We start from the raw sequence: 26257 nt of genomic DNA on the forward strand, positions 1-26257 counted from the left end.
CGGATGGGCGGTGACGCGGCTGGTCATGGATCTGCCTTACCGGTTCGATCCGTGGTCGGCTTTGCTGATCATCGCCACGGGGGTGATCGTCACGCTGCTGGCCGGGCTGGCCTTTGCCTGGCGCCCGCTGGCTGCCCGCCCTGCACAGGTGCTGCGCGGACAGGACTGACGCCACCGGGTCTGCCCCGGCAAAACCCCCAGGTTTTCCTGCCCCACCGACATTCCTGTCCACGGCGTCCCCGATGGGGGCGCCGTTTGCCATCAGCTTGCCGACAGGCCAACCTATCGCGCGACATCGACCTGTTGACAGGCTCATAGGGGGGTGATATTCATAATATAGAACCAATTCAATATAGTGAACGGAGCGAATGAGCGGACGGGGCGTCGAACGAATTCTGGACCTGATCGAGTGGTTTGCCGCGCATCCCGGCACGGCATCGCTGACGCAGGTGGCGGCGGCCCTTGGCATGCCAAAGTCCAGCGCCCTGCAGATGCTGCGCACGATGACCGAACGGGGCTATCTGGAACGCGACCCGGCGGGCGACTATGTCCTGCGCCGCCTGCCCGGCGAGATTTCGGGCGACGGGCGAAACTATGGCGCCCTGCTGGCGCTGGCCGCGCCGCTGATCGAAAAGGCCGTGCTTCTGACGCAGGAAAGCGGCTTTCTGGCGGTGATGGACGGAACGGATATCCGCTATCTGAACAAGATCCTGCCGGATCGGGAAATCCGCTATGACCGCAATATCGCGATCACCCGGCCCGCGCATAAGGTCGCCAGCGGCATCGTCATTCTGGCTGCAGGCAGCGATGAGGCCATCGCCGATTACGCCGCCCGCCTGCCTGAGCCCGAGGCCGAGGATCTGGCCCGGATGATCGCGATGGCCCGGCGCGACGGCGTCTATCTGAATCCGCGCGGCGTGATCGAGGGGGCGGCAGGGGCCGCCGCCGCGATCCTGTCGCGGTCGGGCACGGTGCTGGGGGCCATCAACATCTCGGGACCGCAATCGCGGATGACTGCGGCAGGCGACAGCGTCTGCAAGGTCGTCCATGACACCGCACGCGCCGTGACAGAGGAAATCGCACGCCGCGCGACCACCATCATGTAAGGGAGGAAACCTCATGACGACGTCCACCAGACTGGCCGCAGCCCTGCTGCTGGCCCTGCCCTCGGCTGCCTTGTCGCAGGATCTGCCGGAATACTATCCCGACGGCTATGACGCGATCATCGAAGGCTCGCGCGCCGAAGGCGGGCTGACGATCTATTCTAACATGGCCGACAACAACTGGGCCCCGATCCTGCAGGGGTTCGAGGCGCGCTACCCCTGGATCGATGTCGAGACGATCGATCTGGGATCGGGCACGGTCCATTCCCGGTGGGAGGCCGAGCAGGGATCGTCCAGCCGTACGGCGGATATTCTGGTGTCGGGCGCCAATGACCGTTGGGCGAGCTATGGCAAGGACGGGCTGATGGAGCCCTATGACAGCCCCGAACTGGCCCATCTGCCCGATTTCGCCAAACCCTATCCGGGCGTGACGGTCATGTCGGCGGACCCGCTGGTCATCACCTATAACGCCGCCCTGCTGGACGAGGCGCAGCGCCCGACCGGTCTGGCCTCGCTGGCCGCTGCGGCCGAGGGCGATCCGGGCACCTTCGACGGGCGCATCACCACCTATGACGCGGCGCGCAATTCCTTTGGGCTGGCCGCATGGTGGAGCTATATGGATGCCAAGGGCGACGAGGGCTGGGACAATCTGCGCCGGATCGGCCCGATGATCCGGGGGGAAACCTCGGGCGGGCCGATGAACGAAAAGATCGCGACCGGCGAATATGTCATGGGCGTCGCGGTGTCCGGCATCACCATTTTTCCGCGTCTGGAACAGCCGGGCGGCGAGATTCTGGGCTTTGCCTTTCCCGATGACGGCACGATCATGATGCTGCGCGGCATGGGCATCGCCAAGGGCGCGGCCAATATGAACGCGGCCAAGCTGTTCATGGATTACGCGCTGTCGACCGAAGGCCAGACGCTGGTCGGGCAGGGCGGTCTGGTCCCCTATCGCGACGACGTCCCCGAGGATCAGGTCCGCTATACCTATCAGGGCATCGCCGAACTGATCGGCGCGGACAACCTGATCGTCGCGGGCTTTGACGAACGCCTGATCACCGAGGCCGGGCCTTTCGTCGAGACGTGGAACGCGGCGCTGGCCGGGAACTGATCCGCAACCGCCGGGTGGCCGCTGCCGCCGCCCGGCCTGCTTCATGGATGCAACGATGACGGATACTCGCGATACCGGCGCCATGCGGCAGCCGATCGACCGGTCACGCCTGATTTTCTGGGGGGTTGCCGTCCTGACGACGGTGCTGGTCGCCGGACCGATCCTGCCGATCGTGATTCAGGCCTTTCTGGACAAGCCGCTGTATGACAGCACCGCCGCCCCCACACTTGGCAATTTCGCAAGACTGGCGACCGAGCCGGGGATGGCGCGGATCTTTTTCAACACGCTCTATTTCGGGGCGCTGACCATGGTTCTGGCGCAGGTCTTCGGCGCTGTCATGGCAGTGCTGGTCGGGCGCACGAACCTGCCCGGCCGGTCGTGGATGGGCGAGATCTTCATCTGGCCGCTATTCGTGTCGAACCTTGTCATCGCCTTTGGCTGGTTCACCATGTACGGGCCCTCGGGGTTCATCACGTTGGCGGCCCGGACCTATCTGGGGGGGGCGCCCTGGGATCTGTATACCGTTACCGGCATGGGCGTGGTGGCGGGCCTCAGTCAGGCGCCGCTGACCTATCTGATGTGTCTGGCCGCCGTGACCAAGGCCGATCCGCAGCTGGAGGATGCCGCGCGTTCCGCCGGGGCCGGGCCGTTCCGGGCGCTGTGGTCGGTGACCATCCCGATGATCCGCCCCGCGATCATCTATTCCGCCGTGCTGAATTTCGTGGTCGGTATCGAGATGCTGGCCATTCCGCTGCTGTTCGGCGGCCCCTCGGGCATCCAGACGGTCACGACATTCCTGTATGACAAGGGCATCAATGCCGCCGTGCGCCCCGAATACGGCATCGTCGGCGCGGCGGCGATCATCCTGCTGGTTCTGGTCGCGCTTCTGGTCTGGCTGCAGGGTTATCTGATGCGCGGCGCGGGTCGCTTCGTGACCGTGCGCGGCAAGGCCAGCCGCCCGTCGATCCTGGATCTGGGACGGTGGCGCTGGCCCGCCTTCGCCTTTGTCTTCGCCTTCATCTTCCTGACGATCCTGTCGGTCTTCGGCGGTATCTTCGCGCGGTCGATGGTCAGCTTTCTGACGCCGCTGATCCCGTTCTGGAAGGTGCTGACCACCGCCAATTTCGAACTGGTCTTCAATTCCTCGACCTATATGCGGTCGATCTGGAATTCGGTGCTGGTCTCGGCCATCGGCGCGGCGTTGGGGACGGTGTTCATCACCATCATCGCGCTGGTCGCGCGCCGGTCCGATTTCCGCTTTCGCCGCCCGCTGGAATATGTGGCGCTGTTTCCCCGCTCGCTGCCAGGCATCATCGCCGGTCTGGGGTTCTTTTACGCGGTGATCTGGCTGCCCGGTGCGGACATGATCCGGGGCACGATCGCGGTGCTGATCATCGCCTTCATGGTCCGCTATATCCCCGTGGGTTTCGGTGCGATCGCCCCCGCCCTGGCCCAGATCGGCGAAGAGCTGGACCGCGGCGCCCGCATCGCCGGGGCCGACTGGTGGACCACGGTCACGCGGATCGTCGTGCCGATCCTGAAACCCGCATTGTTCAGCTGTTACGCGCTGCTGTTCATCCATTTCTTCAAGGAATACGTCACCGCCGCCTTTCTGTATCAGCCAGGGTCCGAGATCATCGGCACGACCATGCTGCAGCTGGTGGCCCAGGGGGATAACGGCCCGGTGTCGGCCCTTGCCACCATCCAAGTCATCATCACGGCGCTGTTCGTCCTTTTCGCGCGCCGCCTGCTGGGAGCCAAGATCTATGGCTGATCTGATCTTAGAAAACCTGACGATCAAATACGGCGCCATCACCGCCGTCGAAAATCTCAGCATCCATGTCGCCTCGGGCGAGTTTCTGACCCTGCTGGGGCCGTCGGGCTGCGGCAAGTCGACCTCGCTCTTTGCGGTGGCGGGACTGAACCATGCGACCTCGGGCATCATCCGGGTGGGCGACAAGGTGCTGTTCAACGGCGATCCACGGGTCACCGTGCCGCCGGAACGCCGCAATATCGGGCTGGTGTTCCAGTCCTATGCCCTGTGGCCGCACAAGACCGTCGCGGACAATCTGGCCTTTCCGCTGATCCTGCGAAAGATGGGCCGGGCCGAACGCGACGAGCGTATCCGCGAGGCCCTGGGGCTGGTCGAGATGCTGCCCTATGCCGAGCGTTTCCCGTTCGAGCTGTCGGGCGGCCAGCAGCAGCGCGTCGCTTTGGCCCGGGCGCTGGTCTATCGCCCGCCCCTGCTGCTGCTGGATGAGCCGCTGTCGAACCTTGATGCGAAGCTGCGCGAACGCGCCCGCGTCTGGCTGCGCGAATTGCAGGAACGCCTGAACGTCACCACCATCTATGTCACCCATGACCAGTCAGAGGCGCTGGCCGTGTCCGACCGCATCGCGGTCATGAGCATGGGCCGGATGCGCCAGCTGGGCAGCCCGCGCGACATCTATGAACGGCCTGCCGACAGTTTCGTGGCCGATTTCATCGGCTCGTCCAACTTCCTGGACGGGATGATGGTGCAGGCGGGCACCGACAGCGCCACGGTGCGGCTGGCGGACGGCACCGAACTGACCACCGCGCCGGGACGCGCCGCCGCCGACGGGGCGCTGGTCGTCGCCGTGCGGCCCGAACGGATCGCGGTCGTGGCGCAGATGGGGCCGAACTGCCTGCGCGTGACAGTCGACCAGAAGGTCTATCTGGGGTCGGTCTGGCAATATGTCGTGCGGTCCGGTCCGGTCGAGTTCCGCATCCAGACCACGTTCGAGATCACCGAACCGTCGGTCATCGTCCATATCCCCGCCGAACATTGCGCCGTCTTCGCCGAGAAATTCGGGGGGGCGTCAGGATGATCCGGCACGATCCGACCCTGCGCGGCCCCCTGCACGGCATCCGCGTCATCGATCTGTCGCGGCTGGTCGCGGGCAACATGATGTCGCTGCAGCTGGGCGATTTCGGCGCCGATGTGATCAAGGTCGAACCTCTGCAGGGTGATCCTCTGCGCGACTGGCGTGATGGCGGGCAATCGCTGCACTGGAAGACCTATGGCCGCAACAAACGCTCGATCGCGCTGAATTTGCGGCAGGACCGGGATATGGCGGTGCTGCACCGGCTGCTGGAAACGGCGGATGTGTTCATCGAGAATTTCCGTCCCGGCACGCTGGAGGAGATGGGCCTTGGCCCCGACATGCTGGCGCGCCTGAACCCGCGCCTGATCACGGTCCGCATCTCGGGGTTCGGGCAGACCGGGCCTTATGCGATGCTGCCCGGCTTTGGCACGCTGGTCGAAGCGATGAGCGGTTATGCCGCGCGCACCGGATTTCCCGACCGCGAACCGGTGCTGCCGCCGCTGGCGCTGGCCGACATGATCGCCGGGATCACCGGGGCCAACGCCGCGATGATGGCGCTGTTCGCGCGCGAACGCGGCGATGTTCAGGGGCAGGTGATCGATCTGTCGCTGCTGGAGCCGATCTTTGCCATGCTGGGCCCCGAGGCCGCGATCCACCGCACCACCGGCAAGGTCAAGGAACGGTCCGGTTCGGCGTCGAACACGGTGTCGCCCCGCAATGTCTATTGCTGCGCCGACGGGCGGTATCTGGCGCTGTCGGGATCGACGCAGGCCGTGGCGCTGCGGATCTTCGACGTGATCGGCCAGCCGGGGATGAAGACCGATCCGCGCTTTTCCACCAATGCCGCGCGGGTGGTCCATCGCGATCTGGTCGATCAGTCCATCGCGGCATGGTTTGCACAGCGCGACCGCGATGCGGCGCTGGCGGCGATGCGGGCGGCGGGGGCCACGGTCGGCCCGGTCTATGACATCGCCGATATCGCCGCCGATCCGCATTTCGCCGAACGCGGCGTCATCGTCGAGGTCGAGGATCCCGATCATGGCAGCCTGCCCCAGCACAACGTCTTTCCCCGCCTGTCGCAAACCGCCGGCGGCTTTCGCCGTCCCGCCCCGCAGGTGGGCCAGCATACCGACGAGATCCTGGCCGAGATCGGCATGACGCGGGGTCCGTCATGATCCGGTCGCTGCTGTATGTGCCGGGCAATATGCCTCGGTTTCTGGACAAGGCCGGTCAGCGCGGCGCCGATGCCGTCATCGTCGATCTGGAGGATGCCGTCCCCGAAGATCACAAGACCGCCGCGCGCGACGCGCTGGCCCAGACCGTGCCGCAGGTCGCCGCGCATGGCAGCCGCGTCTTCGTGCGCGTGAACATGACCGACCGGCTGCATGACGATGCCGCCGCCGCCCTGCGGGCCGGGGCGGATGCGCTGTATCTGCCCAAGGTCAGCCATGCCGACATCCTGCACGATCTGGCCCGCCATCTGGCACCGCTTGAATTGGGCCGCGCGCCCATCGCCTTCGTCCCCCTGATCGAAGACGCCAACGGTCTGTTCGAGGCCCGCGCCATTGCCAGGGCGCCGCGCGTTCTGGCCCTGTCCTCGGGGGGCGAGGATCTGGCCACCGCGATGGGTGCCCTTCCCTTGCCCGAGGTGCTGCGCCTGCCCAAGCTGATGATCCATTACGCCGCCAAGGCGGCAGGCGTGCTGTCCTTTGGCATGTTCCGCAGCACCGTCGATTATACCGATGCGGATGCGATCCGCATGGCCGCCTCCGAGGCGCGCGATTTCGGCTTTGACGGCGCCAGCTGCATCCATCCCTCCGTCGTGGCGCTGCTGAACGAGGGGTTTGCGCCCACCTCTGCGCAGCTGGACTGGGCGCGCCGCGTGGTCGCCGAAAACGCCCGGCAAGCCGCCGCCGGGCGCGGGGCCTTCACGCTGGAGGGCCGCTTTGTCGACGCGCCCATCGTCACCCGCGCCCAAAGATTGCTGGATCAGGCAGGAGAAAGCCGATGACCACCCCCGCAGGCCGCAGGCGCCGCGTTCTTGTCACCCATCACCAGATCGCAGCCAGCGCCGTGCGGCTGCTGAACGATCACGACATCGACGTGGTCTTTTCGCCGCCCTATGACCCGCCCGAGGCCGTGGCGGCGCGGGTGGCCCAGCATCAGGTCGATGCGATCATGGTCCGGCAGGGGCGCATCACCGATCTGGTGATCGGCGCATCCCCGCGGCTGCGGGTGATCGTCAAGCATGGCGTGGGCGTGGACAATATCGATCTGGCGGCGGCGGCGGCGCGGGGCATCCCCGTGCTGCGCGCGATGGGGTCGAATTCGCGCGCGGTGGCCGAACATGCCATCGCGCTGGCCCTGATGCTGATCAAGGATATCCAGCCGCTGAACGCCGCCGTGAAATCGGGCGCATGGCCCAAACCCAGCTTCATCGGGCGCGATATCGCGGGCGCAGTGATCGGGCTGATCGGCTATGGCGGGATCGGCCGCGAAACCGCCCGCATGGCGCAGGCTTTGGGGATGGAGGTCGTGGTCCACGACCCCGACCCGGCGCAGGCGCAGGTCGACGGCTTTGCCGTGGCGGCCGATCTGGATGCGATGCTGCCGATGCTGGACATCCTCAGCCTGCATTGCCCGCTGACCGCCACCACCCGCCACATGATCGACGCCCGCCGCCTGTCGCTGATGGCGCCGCGCGCGGTCATCGTGAACACCGCGCGCGGCGGCCTGATCGACGAGGCCGCGCTGGCCACTGCCCTGCGATCGGGCGCCCTGGCCGGGGCGGCGCTGGACAGTTTCCAGACCGAGCCTCCGGCGGCGGACGATCCCTTGTGGGATTTGCCGACCCTGACCGCGACCCCCCATATCGGCGGGGTCACCCACGGATCGGCCGAAGCCATGGCCGGAATCGCCGCCCGCCACATCATCAGCGTGCTGGACGGCAACCCGCCCGACGACCGCAGCCTTGCCCGCCCTTCGCAACTGTCCGCCTGAGAGGACCACACATGACCGCCGGTTTCCGCATCAAGACCACCTGGACCCGGATCGCCCCCGATCTGATCGCCGCCTTCCGCGCCCTACCTGTCGCCAATGTCAGCGATTCCATGCAGCGCCTGACAGCCCTCGGGCCGCAGATGCGGCCCATGCATCGCGGCGGCGTGCTGGCCGGTCCTGCGCTGACCGTGCGCACCCGGCCCGGCGACAACCTGCTGCTGCACAAGGCCATCGACATCGCCGCGCCCGGCGATGTGATCGTGGTGGATGCCGGGGGAGACATAACCAATGCCCTGATGGGAGAGCTGATGCTGGCCCACGCGGTGCAGCGCGGCGTGGCCGGGTTCGTGCTGAACGGCGCGATCCGCGACGCGGGCGAGATTCTGGGTCAGGATCTGCCGGTCTATGCCCTCGGGATCACCCATCGCGGCCCCTACAAGACCGGCCCCGGAGAGCTGGGCTTTCCCATCTCGATCGGCGGCACGGTCATTGCGGCGGGCGATCTGATCCTGGGCGATTACGATGGGGTCGTGGCCGTCGCCGCAGCCGATGCCGCCGGGGTTCTGGACGCCGCGCGCAGCAAGCATGCAGCCGAGGCCCGGCAGATGGCGCAGACAAGGGCCGGGACGATGGACCGGTCATGGGTCGACCGCTCTCTGGCCGAAGGCGGCTGCGAATTCTGCGACTGAACCCTGACGCCGTGCCCTGTCAGCCCCCTTCGGGGGCGCCCTTGCGGGGAACGCCATAGGCGCCGCAGGCGGTGGCAAGAATGTCGTGAAACCGGGTGATGACACCGGCGCGGGCGGATGACCGGCTGCGTTCGATCAGGCCGATCTGGCGGTGGATCTGCGGGTTTCCAAAGGGCAGGCGGACCAGATTGTCGGCCTCGTCCCGGTGCAGCGCGATGTCGGGCACGACCGAGATGCCCATCCCCTCGATCACGCAGCTCATGATCGAGGCGACCGAGTCCATCTCGGCCACGTCCTGCGTCACGACGCCCATCTGCGCCAGTTCGGTGTCGATCAGGCTGGCCAGCGGCACCGGGCTTTGGAACCGCACAAAGGGGCATGTCGCCAGCAGCGTCGCCGGATCGCGCCCGGTCGCCATGTCGCGCGGCGTGATCAGCCACAGGGGTTCGCGCAGAAACGGGCTCCACCGCACGGATTGGTGCAGGGCCAGATTTTCGGCCACCACCGCCGCATCCAGCCGCCCCGCCGCCACATCCGCGATCAACCCCACCGAATTCGAGATGCGCAGGTTGATCTTCAGCTGCGGATAATGGACGCGCATGTCCTTGATGGTGCGGGGCAACAGGCCAAGGGCGCTGGTGCGCACCGATCCCAGCATCAGCGTGCCCGCCACCCGGTGCCCGGTGATGGCGGCGCGGGCCTCTTCCTCGCGGTGCAGGATGTCTCGGGCCATGTCCAGCACCTGCAGCCCATGCGCCGTCAGGGTCGGCGGGCGGCTGCTGCGCTGGAACAGGATCGTGCCCAGTTCATCCTCCAGCGCGCGCATCTGCTGGCTGACCGCCGAGGGGGTGACATGCACCGCCTCGGCAGCGCGGCCAAAGCTGCCATGCTGGACGATGGCCATCAGGGTGCGCAGCTGTCTCGTATCCATGATCCACCAGTTTTGCTTACTTTAAACTACAGATTTTCGCGCTTTTGTGAAGAACTGCTTTCATTTATTCCTGAAGACACGGAGAGACCAGGGATTTGGGAGAGTCCCGCCGCAACCCATCAAGACGCCCCCGCCACTGCGGGAGGGAGGAGACATCATGTCCGACACCATTCTGGTGACAGGTCCGGCCGTGCATCCGGCAGCCGTCCGTCTGGCCCATGACCGGGGCTATGCGCTGGCCTTTACCCCGGCCTATCCCGACAGCGCGCTGTTGCAGGACCGGCTACGCCAGACCGGTGCGGTCGCCATCCTGTCGCGGATGGGTGTGCTGGACGCGGCGGCGATCGGCTCGTCGGGGGCGCTGCGCGTCATATCCAAGCACGGGGCGGGGGTGGACAATATCGATCTGGCGGCCGCCGCCGCGCGGGGCATTCCGGTCCTGTCATCGCCCGGCGCCAATGCGGTCTCGGTCGCGGAGCATGCGCTGGCACTGATGCTGGCGGTGACCAAGCGCATCGGGCCGCTGGATGCCGGCCTGCGCGCCGGGCGGTGGGACAAACCCGGCTTTGCGGGCCGCGAAATCGCGGGCCTGCGGATCGGACTGGTGGGTCTGGGTGCCATCGCGCAGGCCCTGGTGCCGATGGCGCGGGGGCTGGGGCTGATCGTGCAGGCGCATGATCCGCATGCCGATCCGGCGCTGTTCGACCGCCTCGAGGTGATGCGTCATGCCGATCTGGACAGCCTGCTGGCGGGATCGGACATCGTCAGCCTGCATTGCCCACTGACCGATGCGACACGCGGGGTGCTGAACGCCCGCAGCCTTGCGGTGCTGCCGCAGGGGGCGGTGATCATCAACACCGCGCGCGGCGGCCTGATCGATGACCCGGCGCTGCTGGACGCGGTCCGCTCGGGGCATCTGTCGGGTGCGGGGCTGGACAGTTTCGCGCAGGAACCGCCGCCCGCCGATCATCCGTTCCTGTCCGAACCGGCCATCGTGATGACCCCCCATATCGGCGGCGTCACCGCCGAGGCGAATGCCCGCGTCGGGGTCGAGGCGATCCGCATCGCCATCGATCTGCTGGAAGGGCGCGCCGTTCCGCCCGCGCGCATCGCCAATCGCCATCTACTGGACGGGTCTGACGCCGTCCGCCAACAGGAGACTGCCTGACATGACCATCGGTTTTCGCATCCTGCCCCGCCGCCGCACCGTTCCGGCCGACCTGATCGCCCGCTGTGCGGCCTTTCCGGTGGCCAATGTCAGCGACTGCATGCACCGGATGAGCGCCGCCGGCCCGCGCCTGAAACGCTTTCACCGCAGCGGATCGCTGGCCGGCCCCGCGCTGACGGTGCGCACCCGTCCGGGCGACAATCTGATGATCCACAAGGCCATCGACATGGCGCAGCCGGGCGATGTCATCGTCGTCGATGCCGGGGGCGATCTGACCAATTCGCTGATGGGCGATCTGATGCTGGCCTATGCCATCCGCCGTCAGGTCGGCGGGTTCGTGATCTATGGGGCGATCCGCGATGCGGATGCCTTTCTGACCGCGAACCTGCCGGTCTGGGCGATGGGCGTGACCCATCGCGGCCCCTACAAGGACGGCCCCGGAGAGGTCAACGTGCCCATCGCGCTGGAGGGGATGGTCATCGAACCGGGCGATCTGATCCTGGGCGATGGCGACGGCGTGCTGTCGGTGCCCTTCGACGATGTCGCGGATGTCCTGACCCGCGCCGCCGCCAAGCAGGCCGCCGAGGCGCGGCTGATGGTCCAGATCGCGGCAGGCCAGAACGACCGGTCCTGGGTCGACGAGGCGCTGCGCCGCAAGGGCTGCGTCATGCCCGGGGCCGTGGAGGTGACGCCCGACACCGCCCGACACCGCCAGCCTGCCGCCTGACAGGCCCGCTGTCTCAGGGCCGTCGTCTCAGGGATGGTCGTCTCAGGGCCCGTAGTCCGAGAGGGTCCGCCCTCTCACGGTCCGCGGTCCCTGACGGTTCGCACGGCCTGACCCCGCGGCAAGTCCCTTGGGCCCGCGCCCCCGCATCATCCGGCCCGACCCAAAGGTCCGGCCAGCCCCTGCTTTCGCCGGGCGATCCCGCACGACCCCGTCATATCTGAGGAGGAGATATCCATGACACCGACCATCCGTCCCCTGTTCGCCGCAGCCCTTGTGGCGCAGGCCCTGCTGCCCGGTCTTGCCGCAGCGCAGGATTATCCGACCGACAACATCCAGATCATCGTGCCCTTTCCGCCCGGCGGCGGCACCGACATCCCCGCCCGCCAGCTGGCCGACCGCATCTCTCGGGATACGGGCTGGACCTTTGTCGTGGTGAACCAGCCGGGGGCGGGGGGCACCATCGGGCTGGACCAGCTGTCGCGCGCCACGCCCGACGGGCTGACCATCGGCATGGCGCAGACCGCCAACATGGCCGTCAGCCCCGCCCTGAACCCCGAGGTTCAGTATGATCCCCTGACGGATTTCACCCCGATCGTGCCCGTCGCGTCCCAGCCCATGGCGATCATCGCGGCCAACGATTCCCCCTATGCCGACTTCGGCGCGATCATGAAGGCGGCGACCCAAGATCCCGGCTCGGTCCTTTATGCCACGCCCGGGTCGGGCACCGTCGCCCATATGGCGATCGAGCGTCTGTCGCAGCGCGCCGGGACCGAACTGGACCACGTCCCCTATACCGGCGTGGCGCAGGCCATTTCGGATGTGATGGGCGGCGTGGTCGTTTTCTATATCGGCAGCCTGCCAAGCGTGCTGCCGCATGCGCAATCGGGCAGCGTGCGGCTGCTGGCCGTCACCTCGGCGGAACCCTATCCGCTGACCCCCGACGTGCCGACCGTCGCGTCCTTTGGCTATGACGGCTATTCGGCCGAGGACTGGAAGGCGGTCGTCGGACCCGCCGGATTGCCGGACGATGTGGTGCAGACCCTGAACGCCGCAATCAACACCGCGCTTGAGGATCCCGACCTGCGCGAGGCGCTGGCCCTGCAGGGCAGCGTGGCCATGGGCGGCACGACCGACGCATTCGCGGCGCTGGTCGCCAACGATGTCGCCGCATGGTCGCGCACCATCGACGAGGCCGGGCTGACCCCCGCGCGCTGAGGTCATCGGGCCGGGCGCGCATCCCCGCGCGCCCGCCATCAGGGAGGAAGAATCATGACGATGAATAAGCGGGTCGATCTGGGCGCGGGCCTTGTCGTTGCGGCGCTGGGGATCGCGGTCGCGGCCTATACGATCGCGCATTACCCCCTGGGCAGTCTCAGGCGGATGGGGCCGGGGATGTTTCCGATGGGTCTGGGCGTCGCCATCGCGGTTCTGGGCGCGTCCATCGCGCTGACCGCGCTGCCGGGCCAACCTGCATCGCTGGATCCCCCGCATGATGGCGACCGGTTCGAAACCCGGACCGCGATTTTGGCGCTGGCCGGGGTGGTGGGCTTTGCGCTGCTGGTGCGACCGATGGGTCTGGTTCCGGCGGTTCTGGTCGTAGTGGGCATTTCCGCATTCGCCGACCGGCAGAACCGGGCGCGCAGCGTGGCCGTGCTGGCGGTCGCGCTGGCGGCATTGGCGGCGGTGATGTTCCGCTTTGCCCTTGGTCTGCCCTTTCCATTGTTCGCTTGGTCCTGGGGATGAGCATGATCGACAATCTGGTTCTGGGCCTGCAGGTGGCCCTCTCGCTGAACAATCTGCTGTGGTGTTTTGTCGGCGTGTTTCTGGGCACACTGCTGGGGGTGATCCCCGGCATCGGCGTGCTGGCCGCCATTTCGATGCTGATGCCGCTGACCTTCCAGCTGGATGCGACGGCGGCGCTGATCATGCTGGCGGGGATCTGGTACGGGACCAGCTATGGCGGCAGCACGGCCTCGATCCTGCTGAACGTGCCCGGCACGCCGTCCAGCGCCATCACCACGCTGGACGGCTATCCCATGGCGCGGCAGGGCCGGGCGGGGGTGGCGCTGCTGATGACCACCGTGGCCTCGTTCATCGGCGGCTCGATCGGGATCCTGCTGTTGATGGGGTTTTCGGGATCAATCAGCCGGCTGGCGATGGAGTTTTCATCCGCCGAGTATTTCTCGCTGATGCTGCTGGGGCTGGTCGCGGCCTCGACCATGTCCAGTTCGACGATGAACAAGGGGCTGGTGATGGTCGCGTTGGGCATGCTGGCCGGGCTGGTCGGATCGGACGTCTATACCGGCACCCGCCGGTTCACTTTTGGCCTGATCGAGCTGACCGACGGGGTGGCGCTGGTCGCGCTGGCGCTTGGCCTGTTCGGCCTGTCCGAGGTCATCTCCAGCGTCGGCAAGGTCGATGCGAGGGACATCGACCGCAGCAGCGTGGGCTTTGCCGCGATGCGCCCGACCCGTGACGACCTGCGCCGGTCGTGGCGCCCGATCCTGCGCGGTTCGGCGGTGGGGTCGTTCTTCGGCGCGCTGCCCGGGACCGGCCCGTCCATCGCCGCCTTCATGTCCTATGCGCTGGAACGACGGATCGCCACCGATCCCGACCGCTTTGGCAAGGGCGCGATCGAGGGGATCACCGGCCCGGAATCGGCCAATAATGCCGCCGATCAGACCGCCTTCATCCCGACGCTGGCTTTGGGCATTCCCGGCAGCGCCACCATGGCGCTGATGCTGGGCGCGCTGACCATCCACGGCATCGCGCCGGGACCGCAGCTGATGACCGAACAGCCCGATCTGTTCTGGGGGCTGGTCATGAGCTTCTGGATCGGGAACCTGCTGCTGCTGGTTCTGAACATCCCGCTGATCGGGCTGTGGGTGCGGCTGCTGACGGTGCCCTATCACTGGCTGTTCCCGGCGGTCTTGATGTTCATCTGCATCGGCACCTATAGCGTGAATGGCAGTGCGGCGGATGTGCTGCTGGTCGCGGGCTTCGGGATCGTTGGATATGCGCTGCGGCTGATGGCCTTTCCGCTTGCGCCGATGCTGCTGGGCTTTGTGCTGGGCCCGATGATGGAAGAACATTTCCGCCGCGCCATGCTGCTGAGCCGGGGCGATCCGCTGGTCTTTCTGCAGCGCCCGATCAGCGGGGTGGTGCTGGTCATCACGACCGGGCTGTTGCTGCTGGGGGTCGGATCCTATCTGCTGGCCCGGCGGCGGCGGCAAGGCCTGCCCGCCTGACGGCGGGGCCCACATTGCCCGGTCGCGTTGCACCTGACGCGACCGGGGCTGCCGCTCGCCTGCTTTTGATGGATCAGGCAATTGCGATCCGGGCGCGGCCCGCTTAGCTGCGTGGAATGTCGCATCCGAACCCCCACCCCGTTGGCCCGATCCTGCTGCTTGACGATGTCGCGGATGGCCGGATGATCCTGTCCGCCCTGTTCATCGTGGCGGCAGGCGACGTGCCCCCGCCGGTCGAGTTGCCGGGCAGCGCGGTGCCTGCCGTCGCCTTGGCGGATTATGCCCATGCCACGGTCTGGCGGGTCCGCTTTGCACTGCCTGCCGACCGCGCATCGTCCTATCGCTGGAACGGGGAAACCTTCGAGGTCGCGGGCGATCTGACCGGCGATCTGCGGCTGGCCTATGTCTCGTGCAATGGCGAAGAGATCGGCGACATGGATCGCGAGGGGTCCGAACGCAACGCCATGTGGTCGCGCCTGCGCGACGATCACCGCCGCCAGCCCTTCGCGCTGATGCTGCATGGCGGCGATCAGGTCTATGCCGACGAGGTGACGCGCGGCCATCCGCTCAGCGATGAATGGCCCGATCATGTGCCGGACAACCCGTCGCCCGAGGCACTGGCCGATCTGCGCGACCATCTGCGGACGCGGTTCTTCGACCGCTATGCCGCGCTTTATGCGGCGCCGGAACTGGCTTGGCTGGCGGCGCGCGTGCCCTCGCTGATGCAATGGGACGATCACGACATCTGCGATGGCTGGGGGTCGCTGCGCCCGTCGCGCACCGGATCGGCGGTGGGTCAGGCCCTGTTCGGCGCTGCGCGCGACAGTTTTCTGCTGTTCCAGCACGGCACGGTCGCGGGCGATCTGCCTGGTCGCTTTGCCGATCCGGCGGGCGGGCATCTGGGCTGGACCATCCATGCCCCCGGCTTGCGCATTCTGGCGCCCGATCTGCGGTCCGAACGCACGCGCCGCACCATCATGGGCACCGGAGGCTGGGACATGATGGAGGCCGAGGCCGGGCGCGCGGCGCAGGGGCACACCCTGCTGATGTCCAGCGTTCCCCTGCTGGGTCCGCGCATGTCGCTGCTGGAGGCGGTGATGGTCGCCATCCCCCGGATGCAGAAATACGAGGATGACCTGCGCGATCAGTGGCAAAGCCGCTCGCATCGCGACGAATGGCGCCGGGTTCTGGGGCTGGTGCGCGACATGGCGCAAAAGGACGGTCATGACGTGACCGCGATCTCGGGCGAGATTCATCTGGCGACCCGCGCGGTCATGGATCTGGGCAAGGGGCTGCATCTGCATCAGCTGGTGGCCTCGGGGATTGCGCACCGGGCACCGCCCAAGGGATGGGCGCGGTTTCTGGGGGCCCTGGCGTGGCTGGGCGAGAACCCGCTGCCCGGCCATCCGATCCGGATCAAGCCACTGCCCGGGCAGCGCGGGCGCTATGTCGCGGAACGGAATTTTCTGGTCCTTGAACGCCGGTCCGGCGATTGGGACGCACGATGGAACCTTGAGATCAGCGGGCTGACCGCACCTCTGGCGCTTTAGGCCCATCTGACACGGCTTCGTGAAGCATGACCCTCAAGCCGGGCATGTCCCCCGCGCGCGGTCGGCCCTGCGGCCCGTCGGGCGCGGGTCGGCAGCAGATCCTTGCCCCGTCGGGACCGGGCCAGAAGGGGTGACAGGCCTTGTGGTTCCGTCAATGAATTGGGCGGGATAGGTCCGATGGCGGCGCGGGCCATGCCCCCCGGACGGGTGGCGTTCGAATGCCATGAGGCGCCGGGCAGGGGCGCCGCAAGGCCTGTCGCAGCCCCCCGTCCGACCGGCCCGACCGGCCTTGGGCTGTGACCCCGGAACCACATCCGCGTGCTGTGGATGCGTGCGTCCGGCCCCGCGCAACGCCGCCGCGAACATAACACTATCTCTGCAACCTGGGGTGTTCTAAGCCTTGCGCAAGGCGATTCTGCAACGAACGGTTTGGTGCAGAATTACCGGATCAACCGCCGCGAACCTGCGCGCCTTTCTTTGCAGCTTCGGGCACCGCATGGAAGATCTGCGCATGGCAAGTACGTCCCATCTGAACATCATCAACCTTCAGGTCGAGGCGGAAGATCAGATCGTCATCGACAAGGCCAATGGCACCTATGCGGGCAATCTGGCGGCCAATGACAAATACTATCTGTGGCAAAGCGAGTTCCAGACGCGACCGACCAGCATGTTCGGCGAACCCGAACTGTATGCCGAACGCCTGCGCGACGCCCTGCCCGAGGTGACGACCCTGCGGGTGCCGTTCAACCTGAACAGCTTCAACGCGGATGGCACGCTGCATCCCGACTTCGAAGGGTTTCTGGAAGCCGCCGCCAAGGAAGGCTTTACCTTCATCATGGTCCAGATGGAGGGCGCGGCCCAGACCCTGACCGCCGAAGGCCCCGACGCGGTCGGGCAGATGCGCGACGGCCTGACCGGCGAGGTCTATGACCGGATGGAGCAGGGCTGGACGATGATGCTGGACTGGATGGATGCCCATCCGTCGGTCAAGGACGCCGTCTATGCCCATGAGGTGGTGAATGAACCCGCCGCCTATAATCAGGCGACCTTCTATGCCGCGTCGCGCCCCGAGGCCTTGCAGGAATTCGTGTCGCTCTATGCCGAACATATGGTTCAGCTGGGGCAGATGATCGAGGGCCGCGCCGGCGGCGCGCAGATCATGGTTGGCGGCTGGAATTATTCGGCCCAGTTCCAGCAATTGGCCGATATCGCGATGGGCGATGGCAGCGCGCTGGATTACATCCGCGAGGGGTTGGGCGACAGTCTGGTCTGGTCCGCGCATCTGTATCCGGGCTGGCTGGGCACCGAGGGCATCTCGGACCCCGATGTGCTGCGCGCCATGCTGGATCAGATCTATGCGCCGATCCTGAACGACACGCTGGTCGTGACCGAAACCAATGCGCAGGGGAACGAGGCTTACAACCTGTTCTCGGACCGCACCGAGGTTCAGGGCTTTACGCAGATCTATGACTGGTTCGCCGACAATGGCGTCGCCGTCAGCTGGTTCACCGGCAGCCAGTATGGCGGGTCGGTCCTGTCGCGGATGGATCCCGACGGCACGCTGAGCTATGTCCAGCAGGGCAGCTTTGGCGCCGCGATGGACGCCTATTCGCTTGGCGGCGAGGATCCCGCGCAGGCGGCTGGCGAGACGGTCGAGATCACGCTGATCCGGGGGCGGCTGCGCAACCAGACGACCGATCCCGACTACCAGTCCTATAACGAGATGGACATCGCGCAGTTTCTGGGCTCGGGCTTTGGCCATGGCGGCAATGACACGCTGACCGGCAGCGCCATCGCGAACAATTTCCTGTATGGCGGGTCCGGCAACGATCGGGTGACCGGCAGCATCCTGGACGATTTCCTGTACGGGCAGGACGGCAACGACCGGGTCGATGGCGGCCTGTCGGGTCATGACCATCTGTTCGGCGGTCGTGGCGACGATCTGATCATCGGCGGCGCGGGCATCAGCCAGATGTATGGCGGCGCGGGCGGGGACATCTTTGTCGCCCATCCCCGGGGCCAGACGATTCTGGTCGACTTCTCGCCCACCGATGGCGATCAGCTGATCGTCAACGAGGCGGGATTTTCAGCGGATGATTTCCGCGCGCAGGCCCAGTCCATTGACTGGGACGGTGCGGGGCCGCGCGATCTGCGCATCACCCTGCCCGGCGGCGGGCAGATCATCATGCTGGGCATGGGCGACCGGCTGGACGAGGTGGCGGCCGCGCTGTTGCCGCCCGAGGGCATTGTCGGGCCTGCCGCCCCCGCCCCGGTCGATCTGGTGCTGCAGGGCCGTCCCGGCATCGACATCCTGACCGGCGGTGTGGGCAATGACACCATCTATGGCGATCCCGAAGGCGGGGTCGGCGCCGATCAGCTGTCCGGCGGCGGTGGTCATGACCTGATTTTCGGTGGAGGAGAGGCCGATCTGATCGACGGCGGCACTGGCAATGACAGGCTGTATGGCGGCGCGGGCAATGACCTGATCCGCGGCGGCCTGCACAACGATGTGCTGGACGGCGAGGGCGGCAATGACCGGCTGTATGGCGACAATGGCAACGATCTGCTGACCGGTGGTTTGGGCGATGATGCGCTTTATGGCGGTGGCGGCCATGACACGCTGTTCGGCGGGGACAACAACGACCTTCTGTCGGGCGACGGCGGCAACGATCTGATGTACGGCGGCAACGGCAACGACACGCTGCGGGGCAGTAACGGCAACGATGTCCTTCATGGCGAAGCGTCCAACGATCAGCTGTTCGGCGACAAGCATAACGACACGCTTTATGGCGGCGGCGGAATGGATACCCTGCATGGCGGGTCCGAGGATGACGTCCTTTATGGCGAGGATGCCAACGATACCCTTTATGGCGACAGCGGAGACGACACGCTGGATGGCGGCGGTCAGAACGACCTGCTGTCCGGTGGCACCGGCAACGACGATCTGCGCGGGGGGGTCGGTCAGGACACGCTTTATGGCGACGAGGGCGACGATCTGCTGAATGGCGGCGGCATGAACGACACGCTGTATGGCGGGTCGGGCAATGACACGCTGCTGGGCGAACTGGGGGCTGATTGGATGTCCGGCGGGCCGGGGCAGGATGTGGCCACAGGGGGCGGCGGCGCCGACACCTTCGTCTTTGATCTGGGCGATAACAGCCTGCGCATCACCGATTTCTCGACCGGACAGGGCGATGTCCTGCGTCTGGATGCGGCGCTGCTGGGCGGTGCCACGACGATCGAGGCGCTGCAGCAGCGTATCACCCTGACCGATTCCGGGACGCTCATCACCTTCGATGGGGGCGACTCGATCCTGCTGGCGAATTTCCGCGGGACGCTGACCGACGTCTATGTCGATATCCTGTAGGGCGGGATGACAAAGGGGCCGGTCTTCGGACCGGCCCCTTGGCTGATACCGGTCAGCCCTGCGGGGCGGCGCTGACCAGGGGATGCGACAGGGCGGTGGCGATGCCGCGCAATTCGGCCAGCCCCTTCAGGCGCCCGATCGCCGGATAGCCTGGCTGGGCCTTGCGGGTCTGGTCATCCAGAATGTCCTGCCCGTGATCGGGGCGAAAGGGGATGCGCCAGTCGGCCCGGCCTTGGGCGCGGCGGCGCGCCTCTTCGGACAGGATCGCCGCGATCATGGCGACCATGTCGGTATTGCCTTCCAGATGCGCGGCCTCGTGGAAGGAACCGCCCAGATGGGCCTCTTCCAGCGCGACATTGCGCAGATGCAGGAAATGCACCCGGTCGCCAAGCCGGGTCATCATGCCCGGCAGGTCGTTGTCGGCCCGCGCGCCAAGCGATCCGGTGCACAGCGTGATGCCATTGGCGCGCAGATCGACGGCCTGCATGACGGCGGCATAATCGGCCTCGGTCGACATGATGCGGGGCAGGCCCAGCAGCGGGAAGGGCGGATCGTCGGGATGACAGCACAGCCGCATCCCCAGCTCCTCGGCCAGGGGCGTCACCTCGGCCAGAAAATCGACCAGATGGCCGCGCAGGCGGTCGGGGGTGATGGCGTCATAGCGGGCCAGATGATCCTTGACGTCGTCCAGCGACATGCGTTCCGCAGCACCGGGCAGGCCAAAGACGACATTGCCGGTCAGCTCCTGCCGACGGGCATCCGACATGGTCGCCAACCGGGCACGGGCGGCATCCTGCATTTCGGGGGTGTAATCGTCCGCCACGCCCTTGCGTTGCAGGATGAACAGATCGAAGGCCGCGAAATCCAGCGCGTCATAGCGCATGCAGGTGGCGCCGTTTTTCAGGCGGTAAGACAGATCCGTCCGCGTCCAGTCCAGAATCGGCATGAAGTTGTAACAGATCACCTCGATCCCCGCCGCCGCCAGATGCCGCATCGAGGTCTTCCAGTTCTCGATATGCAGCCTCCAGTCGCCGGTCTGGCGCTTGATATCCTCGGACACGGGCAGGCTTTCCACCACCTCCCATGCCAGACCCGAGGGCGCGCCATCCGACATCACCGCCAGCTGGGCCTGACGTTCGGCGATCTGGTCGGGGGTCCACACCTGACCCGTGGGGATGTGATGCAGGGCGGTGACGACGCCTTCGACGCCCGCCTGCAGCATGTCGTCGATGGAAACCAGATCTTTCGGGCCGAACCAGCGCCAGGTCTGTCTCATGTCTTTTGGTCTTTCTGTCAGCGGGCCGATCAGCTGTCGGCAAAGGAAAGTTGCACCTTGACCGATTGCGCGCGGTCAGAGGCTGCACGGAAGGCCGCCCCGGCATCCGCCATGGGATAGGTCGCGGTGATCATCGGACGCGGGTCGATCTGGCCCGCGCCGATCAGCCGGACGGCCTCGGCGAATTCGGTGTCGAAGCGGTGCGATCCGGCAAAGACGATCTCTTTGCCGACCATCAGGTTCAGGGGCATCGGCGTGGGGCCCGCGACCCCCACCTGCAGCAGCGTCCCAAGCGGGCGCAGGCAGGCCACCGCATCGCGAATGGCAGAAGGCGCAGCCGAGCATTCAAAGACCAGATCGACGCCGCCCTTGTCCTGTTGCCACGGCGCCAGCCCGTCGGGGTCGGTCATGGGATTGACCAGATGATCCGCGCCCATCCGCCCGGCCACGGCCAGCGTCGCGTCCTGAATATCGGTCACGATGATCGTGCCCGCGCCGCGCTGCCGGGCGACCGCCACGCAGAGCGTGCCGATGGGACCTGCGCCGGTCACCAGCACCGTCTTGCCCGCGAGCGGCCCGGCGATCGCCTCGGCCCGGTTCGCGGCGTGCAGGCAGACGGCCAGAGGCTCGGCGCAGGCGGCGGCGCCCGGGGTGATCGTGTCGGGCAGAGGATGGCATTGCGCCGCGCCGATCACCATGCGGTCGCGGAACATCCCCTGCTCATGCGGCAGATACATGGCCGATCCCTTGAAGCGCATGGCCATGCAGTGATGCGGCAGGCCCTGCGCGCAGAACGCGCAGACCCCGCAGGGATGCGAGGGGTTCATGGCGACCAGCTGCCCCACCGCCAGACCGGTCACGCCCGGTCCCACGGCCTCGATCCGGCCCGAGGCCTCGTGCCCCAGAATGATCGGTTCGCGGACGCGGATGGTGCCGATGCCGCCATCCTGCCAGTAATGCAGGTCGGACCCGCAGATGCCGCCCGCCAGAACGGCGACGCGGACCTCTCCCGCGCCCGGGGCCGCAAGGGGGGTGGTGGCGATGGTCAGGTCGTCCTGTCCGTTCAGGCGGACGACGCGGGTCTGGGTGGGATCGGTCATGGGGGCCTCAGGGCATCAGAGTGTTGGGCAGCCAGGTGGACAGCGGCGGGAAATAGCTGACCATCAGCAGCATGATCAGGTTGGTGATGATATAAGGCGTGATCGCCCGGATCACCGGCGACAGCGGCAGGCGCGCGATATTGGCGGCGACGAACAGGCACACCCCCACCGGCGGCGTGGTCAGCCCGATCATCAGGTTCATCACCGCAAAGACCGCGAAATGCAGCGGGTCGATCCCCACCGCCAGAGCCAAGGTCTGCAAAGGCACGAACAGGATGATCAGCGCCGCGATGGTTTCCATGAACATGCCCACGAACAGCAGCAGCAGGTTGATCAGCAGGATCACGACGAACTTGTTGTCGGTGATCGACAGCACGCCATCGGCCAGCATCTGGGGGATGCGTTCCGACACCAGAATCCAGCCGAACACGTTGGCCGTGCCCACCAGCACCAGAATCCCGGCCGAGCTGATGGCGCTGTTGGTGATGATCCGGGGGATCGCCCGCCATGGCAGCTCTCGATAGATGAACAGGCCCACCAGCATCGCATAAAGGCAGGCGACGATCGCGGTTTCCGTGGGCGTGGTATAGCCGGTCAGCAGCCCGCCCACGATCAGCACGGTCATGGCGATGGCCCAGATGGCGCCGGTGAAGGAACTGAACAGCTCTTTCAGGCCCTTCCACGGCTCGCGGGGAAAGCTGTGCTTGCGGGCCAGAATGACGGTGGTGATCATCATCATCAGACCCATCAGGATGCCGGGAATGGCGCCGCCCAGAAACAGGCGGCCCACCGACATGCCCGACAGCGATCCGACGATGATCATCGGCACGCTTGGCGGGATCATCGGCCCCACGGTCGATGATGCGGCGGTGACGGCGGCCGAAAACGCCGCCGGATAGCCCGCCTTCTTCATGCCGGGGATCATCATGCCCCCGACCGAGGCGACATCGGCGACAGCGGTCCCCGAGATGCCCCCGAACAGCATCGAGGCGGCGATATTGGCCTGCGCCAGCCCGCCGCGCATCCAGCCGACCAGCGCATTGGCAAAGCGGATGATCCGTTCGGTGATGCCGCCGGAATTCATCAGATTGCCCGCCAGAATAAAGCCGGGAATACACAGCAGCACAAAGCTGTCCATGCCCGCATACATCTTTTGCGGGATCACGACGAAGGGGATGTCGGCGAACAGCAGATAGGCCATCGACGACAGGCCAAGCGTCACCGCCACCGGCAGGCCGATGGCAAGGCCCACCACAAAAACGCCCAGAAGCAGGGTGAGACCCATCAGAGATCCTCCGAAATCGGGATGGCGCGCCCGTCATGGCGGCCGGTCAGCATCTCGAAGATGCGCATGAGGGCCCAAAGGCCAAGGGCGGCGAACAGGATCAGCATCGAGGCGTGCAGGAAATCCATCCGCCAGCCAAGCGACGGCGCGGTCTGGCGCACCCCGATCCGGGTATATTGCCACGCGGCGCCCAGCAGCCCGCCCGCAAACAGCGCGGTCAGCACCGCGCTGAGCAGGCGCAGCGACCAGGGCCAGCGTCCCGGCAGGCTTTCGCACAGCAGATCGACATTCACCATGTCGCCGCTGCGCAGCGCCAGACCGGCACCAAGCGCGCCGATATAGATCAGGCAGAACCGCGTCAGCTCCTCGGTCCAGACCGGGGCGGTGGCCAGAAAGCTGCGCGAAAAGACCTGCAGCAGCACCGAGGCCGACAGGATCAGAAAGGCCGCGAGGATCGACAGGCGGCACAGCGCCTCCAGCCCCTTGAACGCCTGTGTCATGGATTGCCCTCCGCAAGAGTGGGGCGGGATGCGTGGCACCCCGCCGCGTTGGTTCAGTCGGCGAAGATCTGTTCGGCCAGCGGGCGGATATCCTCGGCCACGGCGCCGATCACCGCGTCGCGGGCGGCATCGGCAAAGGCCTGCTGATCGACTTCGACAAAGGTCACGCCTTCGGCCTCCAGTTCGGCCACCAGTTCTTGCTCGTCGGCCAGAAACAGCTCGCGTTCAAAGGCCTGCGTGCTGTCGGCGGCGGCTTGCACGGCGGCCTGATCGGCCTCGGACAGCTTGCCCCACGCGTTTTCGGAAATGGTCAGATAGATCCAGGACCGCACATGTTCGGTCAGATTGACGGTCTTTTGCACCTCGTAGAAGCCACCCGACTGGAACAGCGCCAGCGGGTTCTCCTGCCCCTCGATCGTGCCGTTCTGCAGCGAGGTGAAGACCTCGGAAAAGGCCATTGGCGTCGGGTTGGCACCAAGCGCCTGCCATGCGGTCACGAACAAAGGCACGTTCGGCACCCGCAGCTTGAAGCCGTTCAGCTGATCGGGCGAGGTGATCTCGCGCCCTGCTGACAGGTTGCGCGGGCCGCGCGCGAAATAGGTCAGCGGGCGAATATCGGCATTCTCGATGATCTCGGCCTCGATCTGGTCGCCGATCTCGCCCGAGGCGACCTCGTCCATATGCTCCAGCGAGCGATAGGCATAGGGCAGCGCCAGCAGCGCCGCCTTGGGCGCCCAGTTCTGCAGGCTTTCGCCGGTGATCGTCATGTCGGCGGTGCCCAGCTGCATGCCGTTGATGACGTCGATTTCCTTGCCGAGGGATTCGTTGGGGAACACCTGAACCTCGACCCGGCCCTCGGTGCCTGCGGCGACTTCCTCGGCGAAATGCAGGGCGGCCAGATGCCAGATGTTTTCCTCATTCGCCAGATGGCCCAGTTTCAGGGTCACATCGGCGGCCATCGCGGTGCCGGCCATCAGGCTGGCCACAAGGCCAAGAGAGATCGTGCGGGTCAGTGTCATGGTGTTCCTCCTCCAAGGTATGATCCGGCGGGGCCGGGGTGTCTGTCAGGTAAAGTAATCGGGGCGTTCCTGCCGGATGACCGGCAGATCGGCCAGAATCCCCTGCAGATGCGTGCGGATCGCGGCCTCGGCGCCGGCCACATCGGCGGCGGCGATCGCCGCGACCAGCGCGCGGTGCTGGCCGATCAGGCGGGCGACGGGGAAATGCAGGCTGGACAGGAACCGCACGCGGTCCATCTGGGCCTTCATCTGCACGACGACGCGCCAGGCGCTGGCCTTGCCCGCGCCCTCGGCCAGAGTGCGGTGAAACGTCTCGTCCGCCTCGATGAAATCGCGGGCCGAACCGCCGGGCAGGTCCATCTGCCGGATCACCTGACCCTGCAGATCGGCCACCAGCGCGGGATCGGGATCGGCGGCCAGCAGCTTGACGATATCGGCCTCGATCGCCTCGCGGACAAAGCGCGCATCCATCACCGCAGGCAGCGAGATGCGGGTGACGAAGGTGCCGCGCTGCGCCCGCACATCCAGCAGGCCTTGCGCGGCCAGCGCAATGAACGCCTCGCGCACGGGCTGGCGGCTGACGCCGTAGTGCTGAGCGGTGTCCACCTCGGACAGGCGGGTGTCGGGGGGCAGGGCATTGTCCATGATCGCCGCGCGCAGATGATCGACCAGCTGCGAGGCCGCATTCATCCGCACATGGATGATCTTCGCATCGGGTTTCGGGGCAGGTGTCATGGCGCGGCCTCCTGAGGGTCGTGTAAGCTATACTACCATACCAGTAAAGCGGATTTTGTGCGCGGCGTGCTGGGGCACGCGTGGCCGTGTCGCGTCAGCAGAGCCTGGGCCCGGCGGGATCTGGACCCGGGATCGCTTGTCGCCCTGATCATGACCTTTCGGTTGATCCTGTCCATTGCTCCGACGACGGCCCTGGTTCAGGGCCGCCTCTCGGGCAGAGCCCGGTGTGACCAAAAGGGTCATTGCAGGCCAAGCGTCGGGCACACTGGTCTGACCTCCATATCCGCTTCACCGTGCAGGCCTGATGCCGTGCACGGATTGCCGGTCCTGAAGGCACATCAGCCTCGGCCACATCTGAATTGCCTGCCGTGCGATCTGATCGCACGATTTTTTTACTGGTGAGATAGGACTTAACGCTTGGACCCCCGTAGCGTCTTGGGACGGCGATCATCTGATTTGGGTTCTGTCCACCGTCCGGCACTTGGGGTGGTGCGGTTTTTATCATTCAGCGAGGTTGTGATGGCGACAATCATGGGAACACCCGGAAACGATACCCTGACCGGGACCACCGAAGGCGATTTGATCGAGGGAGGGGCGGGGAA

The 26257-nt window shown here is 66.4% G+C and carries 22 protein-coding genes; 15 read left to right on the forward strand and 7 right to left on the reverse strand.

Annotation, left to right across the window (positions count from 1 at the left end):
• Positions 1-368: 368 nt before the first annotated feature.
• From EG885_RS17155 to EG885_RS17190, 8 genes are read left to right on the forward strand one after another with little or no spacing between them, the layout of a single operon-like run.
• Complete coding sequence (locus EG885_RS17155) at positions 369-1106, forward strand: IclR family transcriptional regulator (protein WP_131576935.1); 738 nt, start codon at positions 369-371, stop codon at positions 1104-1106.
• 13 nt (positions 1107-1119) lie between these two features.
• A complete protein-coding gene (locus EG885_RS17160) occupies positions 1120-2214 on the forward strand; it encodes an ABC transporter substrate-binding protein (RefSeq protein WP_131576938.1) in 1095 nt (364 codons plus the stop codon).
• 55 nt (positions 2215-2269) lie between these two features.
• Positions 2270-3988: an ABC transporter permease gene (locus tag EG885_RS17165; protein ID WP_131576941.1), complete on the forward strand. Its 1719-nt coding sequence runs from the start codon at positions 2270-2272 to the stop codon at positions 3986-3988.
• Positions 3981-5063 carry an ABC transporter ATP-binding protein gene (locus EG885_RS17170; protein ID WP_131576944.1) on the forward strand — a complete coding sequence of 361 codons (1083 nt, stop codon included), beginning with the start codon at positions 3981-3983 and terminating at the stop codon, positions 5061-5063. The genes EG885_RS17165 and EG885_RS17170 overlap by 8 nt, the downstream gene beginning before the upstream one ends.
• Complete coding sequence (locus EG885_RS17175) at positions 5060-6235, forward strand: CaiB/BaiF CoA transferase family protein (RefSeq protein ID WP_131576946.1); 1176 nt, start codon at positions 5060-5062, stop codon at positions 6233-6235. The genes EG885_RS17170 and EG885_RS17175 overlap by 4 nt, the downstream gene beginning before the upstream one ends.
• The gene (locus EG885_RS17180) at positions 6232-7071 is read left to right on the forward strand and encodes an HpcH/HpaI aldolase/citrate lyase family protein (RefSeq protein WP_131576948.1); all 840 of its coding nucleotides are present in this window, start codon (positions 6232-6234) and stop codon (positions 7069-7071) included. Before EG885_RS17175 ends, EG885_RS17180 begins: the two co-directional genes overlap by 4 nt.
• Positions 7068-8060, forward strand: coding sequence for a hydroxyacid dehydrogenase (locus tag EG885_RS17185; protein WP_131576950.1), 993 nt, complete (start codon positions 7068-7070; stop codon positions 8058-8060). The genes EG885_RS17180 and EG885_RS17185 overlap by 4 nt, the downstream gene beginning before the upstream one ends.
• A gap of 11 nt (positions 8061-8071) precedes the next feature.
• On the forward strand, positions 8072-8749 hold the full coding sequence (locus EG885_RS17190; protein ID WP_131576952.1) for an RraA family protein: 678 nt from the start codon (positions 8072-8074) through the stop codon (positions 8747-8749).
• Positions 8750-8768: 19 nt separating this feature from the next.
• Here EG885_RS17190 and EG885_RS17195 read toward each other — a convergent pair whose 3' ends face one another.
• Positions 8769-9680: a LysR family transcriptional regulator gene (locus EG885_RS17195; RefSeq protein ID WP_131576954.1), complete on the reverse strand. Its 912-nt coding sequence runs from the start codon at positions 9678-9680 to the stop codon at positions 8769-8771.
• Positions 9681-9837: 157 nt separating this feature from the next.
• Between EG885_RS17195 and EG885_RS17200 the strand changes: the two genes are divergently transcribed.
• From EG885_RS17200 to EG885_RS17230, 7 genes are all read left to right on the forward strand, one after another.
• A complete protein-coding gene (locus EG885_RS17200; protein ID WP_131576956.1) occupies positions 9838-10848 on the forward strand; it encodes a hydroxyacid dehydrogenase in 1011 nt (336 codons plus the stop codon).
• 1 nt (position 10849) lies between these two features.
• The gene (locus EG885_RS17205) at positions 10850-11575 is read left to right on the forward strand and encodes an RraA family protein (protein ID WP_131576958.1); all 726 of its coding nucleotides are present in this window, start codon (positions 10850-10852) and stop codon (positions 11573-11575) included.
• Between the two features lie 234 nt (positions 11576-11809).
• Complete coding sequence (locus EG885_RS17210; RefSeq protein WP_131576960.1) at positions 11810-12790, forward strand: Bug family tripartite tricarboxylate transporter substrate binding protein; 981 nt, start codon at positions 11810-11812, stop codon at positions 12788-12790.
• A 54-nt stretch (positions 12791-12844) separates the two neighbouring features.
• Positions 12845-13318 (forward strand): tripartite tricarboxylate transporter TctB family protein, encoded by a 474-nt coding sequence (locus tag EG885_RS17215; protein WP_131576962.1) that lies wholly within the window; start codon positions 12845-12847, stop codon positions 13316-13318.
• Positions 13315-14823: a tripartite tricarboxylate transporter permease gene (locus EG885_RS17220; RefSeq protein WP_165571182.1), complete on the forward strand. Its 1509-nt coding sequence runs from the start codon at positions 13315-13317 to the stop codon at positions 14821-14823. Before EG885_RS17215 ends, EG885_RS17220 begins: the two co-directional genes overlap by 4 nt.
• Before the next feature lie 116 nt (positions 14824-14939).
• On the forward strand, positions 14940-16373 hold the full coding sequence (locus EG885_RS17225) for an alkaline phosphatase D family protein (protein ID WP_131576966.1): 1434 nt from the start codon (positions 14940-14942) through the stop codon (positions 16371-16373).
• 511 nt (positions 16374-16884) lie between these two features.
• Positions 16885-19740: a calcium-binding protein gene (locus EG885_RS17230; protein ID WP_165571183.1), complete on the forward strand. Its 2856-nt coding sequence runs from the start codon at positions 16885-16887 to the stop codon at positions 19738-19740.
• Positions 19741-19792: 52 nt separating this feature from the next.
• On the opposite strand, the gene uxuA is transcribed toward EG885_RS17230, so the two are convergent.
• From uxuA to EG885_RS17260, 6 genes are read right to left on the reverse strand one after another with little or no spacing between them, the layout of a single operon-like run.
• Positions 19793-21016 (reverse strand): mannonate dehydratase, encoded by a 1224-nt coding sequence (uxuA, locus tag EG885_RS17235; RefSeq protein WP_131576970.1) that lies wholly within the window; start codon positions 21014-21016, stop codon positions 19793-19795.
• A 29-nt stretch (positions 21017-21045) separates the two neighbouring features.
• Positions 21046-22116, reverse strand: coding sequence for an L-idonate 5-dehydrogenase (locus EG885_RS17240; RefSeq protein ID WP_131576972.1), 1071 nt, complete (start codon positions 22114-22116; stop codon positions 21046-21048).
• A 7-nt stretch (positions 22117-22123) separates the two neighbouring features.
• Positions 22124-23401, reverse strand: coding sequence for a TRAP transporter large permease (locus EG885_RS17245; RefSeq protein WP_131576974.1), 1278 nt, complete (start codon positions 23399-23401; stop codon positions 22124-22126).
• Entirely contained in the window at positions 23401-23901 is a 501-nt protein-coding gene (locus EG885_RS17250; protein ID WP_131576976.1) for a TRAP transporter small permease, read from the reverse strand. Before EG885_RS17250 ends, EG885_RS17245 begins: the two co-directional genes overlap by 1 nt.
• A gap of 53 nt (positions 23902-23954) precedes the next feature.
• Positions 23955-24920 carry a TRAP transporter substrate-binding protein gene (locus tag EG885_RS17255; RefSeq protein ID WP_131576978.1) on the reverse strand — a complete coding sequence of 322 codons (966 nt, stop codon included), beginning with the start codon at positions 24918-24920 and terminating at the stop codon, positions 23955-23957.
• Positions 24921-24965: 45 nt separating this feature from the next.
• Positions 24966-25655: a GntR family transcriptional regulator gene (locus EG885_RS17260; protein WP_242679721.1), complete on the reverse strand. Its 690-nt coding sequence runs from the start codon at positions 25653-25655 to the stop codon at positions 24966-24968.
• Between the last annotated feature and the right edge of the window lie 602 nt (positions 25656-26257).

Source organism: Paracoccus nototheniae, from assembly GCF_004335005.1.
Taxonomy (GTDB): Bacteria; Pseudomonadota; Alphaproteobacteria; order Rhodobacterales; family Rhodobacteraceae; genus Paracoccus; species Paracoccus nototheniae.